This is a genomic window from Pseudomonas fluorescens, from assembly GCF_902497895.1.
GTDB lineage: Bacteria > Pseudomonadota > Gammaproteobacteria > Pseudomonadales > Pseudomonadaceae > Aquipseudomonas > Aquipseudomonas fluorescens_BP.
Map to the genome: position 1 here is coordinate 1 of NZ_CABVHQ010000108.1, position 9,939 is coordinate 9,939.

Below are 9,939 nucleotides of genomic sequence, written 5' to 3' on the forward strand. Positions count from 1 at the left end.
CTCCGGTCCTGCTCCGTGGGCCCGCCGCCATCGGCCATCCATGGCCGGGGGCGGCTAACCCGGCATCCATGCCGGGTTGCCCACTGCGCAGAACCTGCGCTCGGCCTCTCGAGGGGGCGTGCACCGCAAAAGCCAAAGCGAGGCGGCCTACCGGCCGGCCTGGTCGGACACGGGATTTGTGCACGACCCCGATTACCTGTGGGAGCGGGCTTGCTCGCGAAGAGGCCGTGTCAGTCGACATCGATGCTAGATGTCAGTCCGCTTTCGCGAGCAAGCCCGCTCCCACATTGGAACTTTGCCGGACTCAGGATTTGTGTGCGCCCGATTACCTGTAGGAGCTGTCGAGCGAAGCGAGGCTGCGATCTTTTGATCTTGCCGTGGCTTCTGTCGTTGCTGTTGCTTTGGCTTCAGATCTGCCGCCCCTTTCCCAGGAGTGGGTGGTTATGAACGTATCGAAAATAACAAGGGACATGTGTTTGCCATAGGCCCATCTATCAAATATGCCAGCAGTAAAGGTTGGTTTTTGACTGCGAAATGGCAACAGGAATCAAGTGTGCGAAACCGAGCGGAAGGCAATGCGTATTGGTTGAAATTGGCGATACCTTTTTAGTCTTCGCCCTTGCATGCTGTGGAGTCATTAGCCAAAGATCATGTGACATAGCAGCGGTCAGTCGGATCAGGAGGAACCGACAGACTACTGCTCAATTGTCGAGTTACCGACTCTATTGCTTCTGCGGATCGAACTGCTTGTCCCGGATAAACAGCGCCGGGATCACGCCACAGACGAAGTAGGCAGCACCCATGACGATGAAACCCACGCCTATCGAGCCGTGAGAGGCCAGGAAGCCGATAGCTGCCGGGGCAATCGCTGCGCCCAGACGCCCGATGTTGTAGGCGCCGCCAACGGCGGATCCGCGGAATTTGGCCTCGAAGCTTTCAGTCATGTAGGTGGCGTTCACACCGTAAGGAATGCCATACAAAAAGCCGAACACCACCAGCATCCACAGGATGTTTTCCGGGCTTTGAAACAGGACGATCACCGGTAGGAATACCGCAGTTCCCAAGGCACCAAAGGCGAACACGGTACGGCGACCGATACGGTCAGCCGCCAGGCCGGCGAGAATCTTGCCAAGGATCATGGCAGTGTAGGTGCCGACCATGTAGCCGGTCATGGATTTGAGGTTCATGCCCAGTTCGCTTTCCAGGTACGTCGGCATCCAGTTGTTCACACCGTAGTAGCCGAACTGCAGAAAGCCGGCAGTCAGGGCCCAGGAGATAAACATCCGGCGAGCCTGCGGATCACCGAAGATCAGCTTGTACATGCTCTCGCGCTTTTCGGAGGATGGCTTTTGGATGCCCTCGATTTTTTTCTTGGCGCGCTCGGCCTGAGCGTTGATCCAGGCTTGCGGCTCCGGCACGTAACGTTGCATCACCACGGCCAGGATCACCGGGATAATGGCAATGTAGAAAAGCCAGCGCCAGCCATGACTCGGCAAGATCCAGCCGGCCAACAGCGTCGCGACGATATAGCCCACCGACCAGCCTGCTTGCAGGGTGCCCAGCACCGTTGTGCGGTAGCGGGTGGGTACGTATTCGGCCATCAGCGTGTTACAAGCCACGTACAGTGCGCCAATCCCCAGTGATGCCACGAATCGGGTGATCGCGAACTGCCAATAGTTTTGCGTCAGGCCTAGCACAGCCGTGCCGGCGGAAAATAGCACGATGCTCCAGACCACGGTTTTTACCCGGCCGAAACGATCGCAGGCCCAGCCACCGTAGATGCCACCGATGGCCATGCCGGCCAGGGTGAAGCTACCCAGGCTGCCGGCTTCGACGTTGCTCAGGCCAAATTCAGCCTTCAGGCTGCTGAGGCTGTAGGAAAGCAGCATCAAGTCGGCGCCGTCGATCAACAATCCAAGAAAGCAGAAGACAAATACCAGCACCCAGGTGTTGGTTGTGGCCAGTGTATTTGCACTGACCTGAGCAGTAGCGTCCATCACGTCACCTTATTGTATTTATGGGAACAGGGGCTTGAGCCAGAGCTTGAAGGCCCGAGGCCTCAGCTTTGAGCGTCGCGGATCATGTTTCGGGCGATGACCAGCTGCTGGATCTGGGTGGTGCCCTCGTAGATGCGGAACAGGCGAACGTCACGGTAGAAACGCTCAATGCTGTACTCGCTGACATACCCGGCACCGCCATGGATCTGTACGCAGCGGTCGGCGACCCGACCGCACATCTCAGTGGCGAACATCTTCGAGCAGGAGGCTTCGGTGGCAATGTTCAAACCCAGGTCGCGCTTTTGTGCCGCATCCAGGACCATGCAGCGTGCCGCGTAGATTTCCGCCTTGCTGTCGGCGAGCATCGCCTGGATCAGTTGGAACTCGGCGATCGGCTTGCCGAATTGCTTGCGCTCAATTGCGTATTGCAGCGAATCCGCCAGCATGCGCTCGGCTGCGCCGACGCTCAGGGCGGCAATATGCAGGCGACCTTTATCCAGTACTTTCATGGCGGTTTTGAAACCCACGCCTTCAACACCGCCGATCAATTGGCTGGTTGGAACGCGGACATTTTCGAAGATGACGTCGCAGGTGTGAGCGCCTTTGTGCCCCATTTTGTGATCGGGTTTACCCAGGTAGATACCGGCCGTGTCGCGCTCTACGATGAACGCACTGATGCCGCCGGAACCCTTGATGTCCGGATTGGTGCGCGCCATGACGGTGAAGATGTCGGCGTGGGGTGCGTTGGTGATGAAACGCTTGGTGCCGTTGATGAGGTAGTGATCGCCATCGCGCACGGCAGTGGTTTTCAGCGAAGCGGCATCGGAACCCGAGTCTGGCTCGGTCAGACAGAAGGCACTGAGTAGCTCGCCAGTCGCCAGTTTTGGCAGGTACCTGGTTTTCTGCTCCTGGCTGCCATCGAGCAGAATGCCGATGGAGCCGATGCCGTTATTGGTGCCGACGTAAGAGCGAAAGGCTGGAGAGGTGCGCCCCAGTTCGAAGGCGATGTTGACCTCTTCTTCCATGGTCACACCCATGCCGCCGAACTCTTCCGGGATGGTCAGACCGAACAGCCCCATCTCTTGCATTTGCACAACGATGTCGTCCGGGATGTTGTCGGTGTCGGCAACCTCGTTTTCGCGCGGAATCAGCGCTTCGTTGACGAACTGGCGAAGAGAATCCAGCAGAATCTGTAGGGTTTCGGTATCACGGATCATGTGCGCTCCTTGAGGCTCGCAAGCGAGCCGGTTTTTTAGGGCGCCGTTACTCCGTCGTGTCAGCGAGCAGCGGCGCCAATGTTGTTGACCATGTTGATCAGACGAGGTCCGATATCGTCCACGAGCTGTTCGCGTGGCAGCTGAAAGCTAGGTCCACCGCAGTTGAAGCTCAGCAACCCGTACTGCGGATGCAGCAACGGCACTGCAACGGAGTTGACGTCGCGGTGCCATTCACCGATCGACAGGCAGAAGCCATAGTCGGCGAAATCCCTGAACGCTCTGTCCAGCCCCTTGCGGATGGCTGGCCATTGCTCCGTTTCACGCTGGCGAATGTGATCGAGCAGAAACTCCCGCTCTGTTTCCGGCATTGCCGCCAGGCAGGCTCGGCCCACCGAACTCTGTGCCAACGGCAAGTAGCTGCCGATTTGTCGCCGCATGGTCATGTTGCCCTGACCCTGAACCACATCCAGGTAGACCATTTGAAGACGATCACGGGCGGCCATGGCGACGGCGGCCTGAGCGTGGTTTGCCAACTCCTCCATCAATGGATGGGCCACGGTGCGAATTGAAAGGTTCGATAGCATGGCGTAGCCGAATCCGAGCACACCGACATCCAGTTGGTATTTGCCCGAGTGCACTTCGCGCTTGAGGCATCCAAGACGCATCAGCGTATTGGTCAGGCGCGTCACGGTCGGCTTGGGCAACCCGGTCATCCGGGCCAGGTCCTGATTGCCGAGTACGTTCTCGCGCGGCGTGAAACACCTCATCAGCTCGAGTCCACGAGCCAGTGCTGTCACGAACTGGCCACTGCTTTCCTCTTCGCTCATCCCGCCTGTTGGTTCGAGCATGCCCATTCTCAGCAAGCCAATGTCATCTGCTCCACTCATCTTGTCTGTGGAATGGTCGGTTTTGTTGCGTCCCATGTTAGAGCCTCGATTCTGAGAAATGCAAGAAAATAAAATACAGTTTCGCCTGACGAAATTATATTCGTTATTTCATTAAAATCCAAACTACATTTAAAAGTCATTTAAATAGCTGATATATAACGTTTAAATTAAATTTTATCGATTGCTTGTTTACAGATCTTTGAGACCGTATCTATGATAATTCACTATTTCGGTATTTAGTTTCGTATAGCGAAACACAATTTGAGGAGAAAGCATGAGCTCCCGACACGAGTCAGTCGTGACCCTGGAAATCCGCGATGATGCCGTCGCAGTCGTGCGGATCTCGCGTCCCGATGCGAAGAACGCACTCAACAGCGCGGTCCGCGAGCAATTGGCCAGGCACTTTCGTGCACTGGCCATTGATGCTCGGGTCCGCGCTATCGTCCTGACCGGCGGCGAGCAGTGCTTCGTAGCCGGTGCCGACATCCGCGAGTTCGCCGACGCCAGTCCCATCGAGATGTACCTTCGACATACCGAATACCTGTGGGAGGCCATCGGTCGTTGCCCGAAACCGGTGATCGCCGCGGTGAACGGCTTTGCCCTGGGTGGCGGCTGTGAGCTGGCGATGCATTGCGACATCATCGTTGCAGGAGAGTCGGCGCGCTTCGGTCAACCGGAGGTCAAGTTGGGCCTGATGCCCGGAGCCGGGGGGACCCAGCGCCTGATCCGCGCGGTCGGCAAGTTCCAGGCGATGCGTATCGCGCTGACTGGCTGTTTGGTCCCGGCGCCTCAAGCACTCGCCATGGGGATGGTCAGCGAGGTGGTGAGCGACGAGCGCACGCTGCCGCGCGCCCTTGAACTCGCAGCAGAAATCGCCGCGTTGCCGCCACTGGCGGTGGCGCAGATCAAGGAGGTCATGCTGGCGGGTGCCGATATGTCGCTGAACAGCGCTTTGGTCCTGGAGCGCAAGGCGTTCCAGTTGCTGTTCGACTCGAAGGACCAGAAAGAGGGCGCTCGCGCCTTTCTGGAAAAGCGTAAAGCCAGCTTTGCAGGGGAATGACTCATGACACTCGTGATCAACCATATGGCCATCGTCGGTGCCGGAGTGATGGGCACCGGCATTGCCCAGATTGCCGCCCAGGCGGGTATACAGGTAATGCTCTTCGACAATCGCGAAGGCGCTGCCCAGGCAGCCCGCGATAACCTGGAGCAGACTCTGGGCAAGCTGGTGAGCAAGGGCAAGATCACCAGCAGCGACGCGCAGTTCACGCTTGAGCATCTTCGGGTAGCGACTTCTCTGACGGAGTTGAAAAACGTTGATCTGGTGGTTGAAGCCATCATCGAACGTCTCGACGCCAAGCAGGCATTGCTGGCCGAGTTGGAGGCGGTGGTCGCCGACGATTGCGTTTTGGCCACCAATACCTCGTCACTGTCCGTGACCAGCATCGCCCGAGGATGTCGGCACCCCGAGCGAGTTGCGGGGTTCCACTTCTTCAACCCTGTGCCGCTGATGAAAGTGGTGGAGGTGATCGACGGCTTGGCCAGCGATCCGCGGATCGGTGACTGCCTGCAGGCGTTGGCGGCGCGCATGGGTCACCGCGGTATTCGGGCCAAGGATACGCCCGGTTTCATTATCAACCACGCGGGTCGCGCCTATAGCACCGAAGCCCTGCAGATTCTCAAGGAAGGCGTTGCCGAGCCAGCCGAGATTGACCGCATCCTGCGTGAGGGCCTGGGCTTTCGCATGGGGCCGCTGGAGTTGTTTGACCTTACGGCCCTGGACGTTTCTCATCCGGTGATCGAGTCAATCTATAACCAGTTTTACCAGGAGCCGCGCTATCGTCCGTCGGCGCTGACCCGGCAGATGCTGGAGGCCGGGTATGTCGGTCGTAAAGTCGGGCGTGGGTTTTACCAGTACGCCAATGGTCAAATGATTAATCCACCGTCGGCGCAATCAGTGCCGGTAGTTGAGACTCTGCCGCCGGTGTGGCTCGGTACCGAGAACGAGGCAGATCATGCCAGCCTGACTGCTTTGCTGGAGCACCTGGGCGCGCAGGTAGAGCAGGGCGCCACGCCTTCCAGCGAAGCACTCTGCTTGCTGGCACCTTATGGCCTGGACGCCACCAGTGCCGCTGAATGCTTTGCCACCGACCCGACGCGCACGGTGTGCATCGACCCGCTGCTCGACAGCGCTCGCTACCGCACGCTGATGCCGACACCGGCGACGCGAGTCGATATGCGCGATGCCGCTCATGCTTTGCTGGCCCGCGACGGAGTCGGCGTCAGCGTGATCAATGACAGCGTCGGTTTCGTCGCCCAACGCGTGCTGGCAATGATCGTCAATCTGGCTGGCGACATCGTCCAGCAACGCATCGCCAGTGTCGACGACCTGGATGAGGGCGTGCGCCGTGGCCTGGGTTATCCGCAGGGGCCGCTGGCCTGGGGCGATAGTCTCGGAGCAAAACGCTTGCTGACCATTCTTGAACGCATGACCGAGCTGACAGGGGATCCTCGTTACCGCCCGGGCCCCTGGTTGCGCCGTCGAGCGGCCCTCGGCCTATCGCTGCGCCACATTGAACCGACGCTCAACTGACCTCTGACAATCAGGAACTTTTTAATGCTCGATGCCTATATTTTCGCAGGTCTGCGTACCCCTTTCGGTCGTCACGGCGGCGCACTTGCGTCGGTACGTCCGGACGATCTCATTGCTCACGTCATCCGCGAACTGCTCGCCCGCCATGCCATCCCGGGTGATGCTATCGAGGACGTGATCCTCGGCAACACCAACCAGGCGGGAGAGGACAGCCGTAACATCGCTCGCCATGCCGCGCTGCTCGCCGGCCTGCCGGTGACGGTCCCGGGGCAGACGGTCAACCGCCTTTGCGCCAGTGGCCTGGCGGCGGTGATTGACGCTGCACGTGCGGTCACCTGCCGGGAAGGTGATCTGTTCGTCGCTGGAGGCGTGGAAAGCATGTCCCGCGCGCCATTCGTCATGGCCAAGGCCGAGGCGGCCTATAGCCGCGAATTGACGGTGTTCGACAGCACCATCGGCGCACGCTTCCCCAACCCGAAAATCGTCACCGAGTTTGGCAACGACAGCATGCCGCAGACCGGTGACAACGTGGCCTACGTGTACGGCATCGACCGCGCGCAAGCGGACCTTTTCGCCGCAGGTTCCCAGGCCCGTTACGAAGCAGCGCGACAGTCCGGTTTCTTCGCGGACGAATTGCTTTCGGTGAGCGTACCCACCGGTCGCAAGACACCGCCCAACGTTATAGAGCAGGACGAACACCCCCGCCCGCAATCCGATCTGGCGGCCTTGGCACGGTTGAAACCTCTGTCCGAGGGCGGTGTGGTCACTGCTGGCAACGCCTCGGGCATCAACGATGGGGCTGCCGCGCTGCTGATTGGTTCAACGTCTGCAGGCGAACGTCATGGCCTGGTGCCGATGGCCCGCATTCTATCTGCCGCCGCGGTGGGCGTAGCCCCTCGCATCATGGGCGTCGGCCCGGTCGAAGCGATCAACAAAGCCGTGGCTCGCGCCGGGCTGAGTCTGGCGGATATGGATATTATCGAGATCAACGAAGCTTTCGCCAGCCAAGTCCTGGGCTGCCTCAAGGGCCTCGGTCTGGCCTTCGATGACCCGCGTGTCAATCCCAATGGCGGCGCCATTGCGATCGGCCACCCTTTGGGGGCTTCGGGCGCGCGGCTGGCGCTGAGTACCGCCCGCGCGTTGCAAGTGAGCGGCAAGCGCTACGCAGTGGTCAGTCTGTGCATTGGTGTCGGCCAAGGGCTGGCGATGGTTATCGAGCGCGTATGAACGCGGCAAGCAAAGGTGAAATGAAATGGGTGCTTTGACTGGATACCGCGTGCTCGACCTGAGCCGTGTGCTGGCCGGTCCCTGGTGTGGCCAGACTTTGGCTGACCTCGGGGCCGAAGTGATCAAGATCGAACGGCCTGGCGCGGGCGATGATACTCGCGGCTGGGGACCGCCGTGGATGAGGGATGAGAACGACGAGCCGACCCAGGAAGCTTCTTATTACCAGTCCACCAACCGCGGCAAGCTATCGGTGGCGCTTAATCTGGCCACACCCGAAGGTCAGGAAATGGTGCGCGCCTTGGCCACCAGCTGTGACGTGCTGATTGAAAATTATAAGGCCGGCTCACTGGCCAAGTACGGGCTGGACTATGCAAGCTTGTCCAGGATCAACCCGCGCCTGGTCTACTGCTCGGTGACGGGCTTCGGCCAGACCGGCCCGCGCGCTGCCGAGCCAGGCTACGACTTCATCATCCAGGGAATCGGCGGGCTGATGAGTATCACCGGCGAACGCGATGATCTACCCGGGGGCGGTCCGCAGAAAGTCGGGGTGGCGTTCTCCGATCTGATGACCGGGCTTTACTCCACCGTCGCCATTCAGGCCGCATTGCTCAGTCGCGAAAAAACCGGCCTGGGTCAGCACGTCGACATGGCCCTGCTTGACGTGCAGGTTGCCACCCTGTGCAACCAAAGCCAGAACTATCTGGCTTCCGGGAAGCCGCCGGGGCGTTATGGCAACGCTCACGCGAACATCGTTCCGTATCAGGTGTTCCGTGCCAACGATCGCGATTTCATCATCGCTTGCGGAAATGACAGCCAGTTCATCGCCCTGTGCGAGGCCATCGATCTCCCTGAGTTGCCCAAAGACCCGCGCTTTGCCCGCAACGCGGATCGAGTGACCAATCGCGAGGAGATCGTCAGGATTCTGTCGCAACATTTTCTCGGCGACTGTGCCGATGAGTGGGTGCAACGGATTCACCCGCAGGGCGTGCCAGTGGGCGCGATAAACAGCATCGCCCAGGCACTGGACGAACCGCAGGTAAAGGCGCGAGACATGCTGGTGACCATTCCTCACCCGCTGAAGCCAGACTTCGTCACGGTTGGCAGCCCCATCAAGCTGTCCGGCACGCCGGTGGAGTACCTGCGTCCCGCGCCGATGCTGGGTGAGCATACGGATGAAGTGCTCAAGCGCCAATTGGGGCTCGATGATGGACGCCTGGCCGAATTGAAGGCCCAAGGTGTGATCGAGCAGCTTGGCGACCGCTGAATGTGCGTCACCCCGAGCACGATCAGGTGCTGTCGGGTCAATCTTTCTGAATGGAGCCTGCCATGAAAGTCCTCGTAGCCATCAAGCGCGTGGTCGATTACAACGTCAAGGTTCGCGTCAAAGCGGACAACTCCGGCGTCGACCTCGCCAACGTCAAGATGTCGATGAACCCGTTCTGCGAAATCGCCGTGGAAGAAGCCGTACGCTTGAAAGAACTCTTTATAAAAGAAGGGCGTGTTGCGACTGAAATCGTCGTCGTCTCCATTGGTCCGTCCACAGCTCAAGAGCAGCTGCGTACCGCCCTGGCGCTGGGTGCAGATCGGGCCATCCTCGTCGAATCCGCTGATGAATTGAACTCCCTGGCCGTGGCCAAGTTGCTCAAGGCGGTAGTCGACAAGGAACAGCCACAGCTGGTGATCCTTGGCAAACAAGCCATCGACAGCGACAACAACCAGACCGGCCAGATGCTGGCTGCGCTGACCGGCTACGGTCAGGGCACCTTCGCCTCGAAAGTCGAAGTCAGCGGCGACAGCGTTGCCGTGACCCGCGAAGTCGACGGCGGCGGTCAGACAGTTTCCCTGAAACTGCCAGCCATCGTCACCACCGACCTGCGTTTGAACGAGCCGCGTTATGCGTCCCTGCCAAACATCATGAAAGCCAAGAAGAAGCCTCTCGAAGTGCTGACTCCGGACGCTTTGGGCGTTTCCACCGCCTCCACCACCAAGACTCTGAAAGTCGAAGCGCCGGCTGCACG

8 protein-coding genes and 1 pseudogene are annotated in these 9,939 nt (G+C 59.6%); 6 read left to right on the top strand and 3 right to left on the bottom strand.

Annotated elements, in window-relative coordinates:
• Positions 1-430: 430 nt before the first annotated feature.
• A pseudogene (locus F8N21_RS29000) lies at positions 431-610 on the top strand (transporter); the annotation flags it as partial.
• Positions 611-722: 112 nt separating this feature from the next.
• Here the strand turns inward: F8N21_RS29000 and F8N21_RS29005 are convergent.
• The 3 genes from F8N21_RS29005 to F8N21_RS29015 form a co-directional block, all read right to left on the bottom strand.
• Complete coding sequence (locus tag F8N21_RS29005) at positions 723-1,997, bottom strand: MFS transporter (protein WP_150645401.1); 1,275 nt, start codon at positions 1,995-1,997, stop codon at positions 723-725.
• Positions 1,998-2,059: 62 nt separating this feature from the next.
• Positions 2,060-3,214 carry an acyl-CoA dehydrogenase family protein gene (locus F8N21_RS29010; protein ID WP_150645402.1) on the bottom strand — a complete coding sequence of 385 codons (1,155 nt, stop codon included), beginning with the start codon at positions 3,212-3,214 and terminating at the stop codon, positions 2,060-2,062.
• A 59-nt stretch (positions 3,215-3,273) separates the two neighbouring features.
• Positions 3,274-4,137 (bottom strand): IclR family transcriptional regulator, encoded by an 864-nt coding sequence (locus tag F8N21_RS29015; RefSeq protein ID WP_150645403.1) that lies wholly within the window; start codon positions 4,135-4,137, stop codon positions 3,274-3,276.
• A gap of 238 nt (positions 4,138-4,375) precedes the next feature.
• Here F8N21_RS29015 and F8N21_RS29020 point away from each other — a divergent pair, with 238 nt between their 5' ends.
• The 5 genes from F8N21_RS29020 to F8N21_RS29040 all read left to right on the top strand — a co-directional run.
• Positions 4,376-5,161, top strand: a complete 786-nt coding sequence (locus F8N21_RS29020; protein WP_150645404.1) for an enoyl-CoA hydratase — start codon at positions 4,376-4,378, stop codon at positions 5,159-5,161.
• 3 nt (positions 5,162-5,164) lie between these two features.
• On the top strand, positions 5,165-6,694 hold the full coding sequence (locus F8N21_RS29025) for a 3-hydroxyacyl-CoA dehydrogenase (RefSeq protein ID WP_150645405.1): 1,530 nt from the start codon (positions 5,165-5,167) through the stop codon (positions 6,692-6,694).
• Between the two features lie 24 nt (positions 6,695-6,718).
• Entirely contained in the window at positions 6,719-7,921 is a 1,203-nt protein-coding gene (locus tag F8N21_RS29030; protein WP_150645406.1) for a 3-oxoadipyl-CoA thiolase, read from the top strand.
• A gap of 25 nt (positions 7,922-7,946) precedes the next feature.
• Positions 7,947-9,185: a CaiB/BaiF CoA transferase family protein gene (locus F8N21_RS29035; RefSeq protein WP_150645407.1), complete on the top strand. Its 1,239-nt coding sequence runs from the start codon at positions 7,947-7,949 to the stop codon at positions 9,183-9,185.
• A 62-nt stretch (positions 9,186-9,247) separates the two neighbouring features.
• Positions 9,248-9,939: electron transfer flavoprotein subunit beta/FixA family protein (locus F8N21_RS29040; RefSeq protein ID WP_150645408.1), on the top strand; the 692-nt coding region annotated here is incomplete at its 3' end.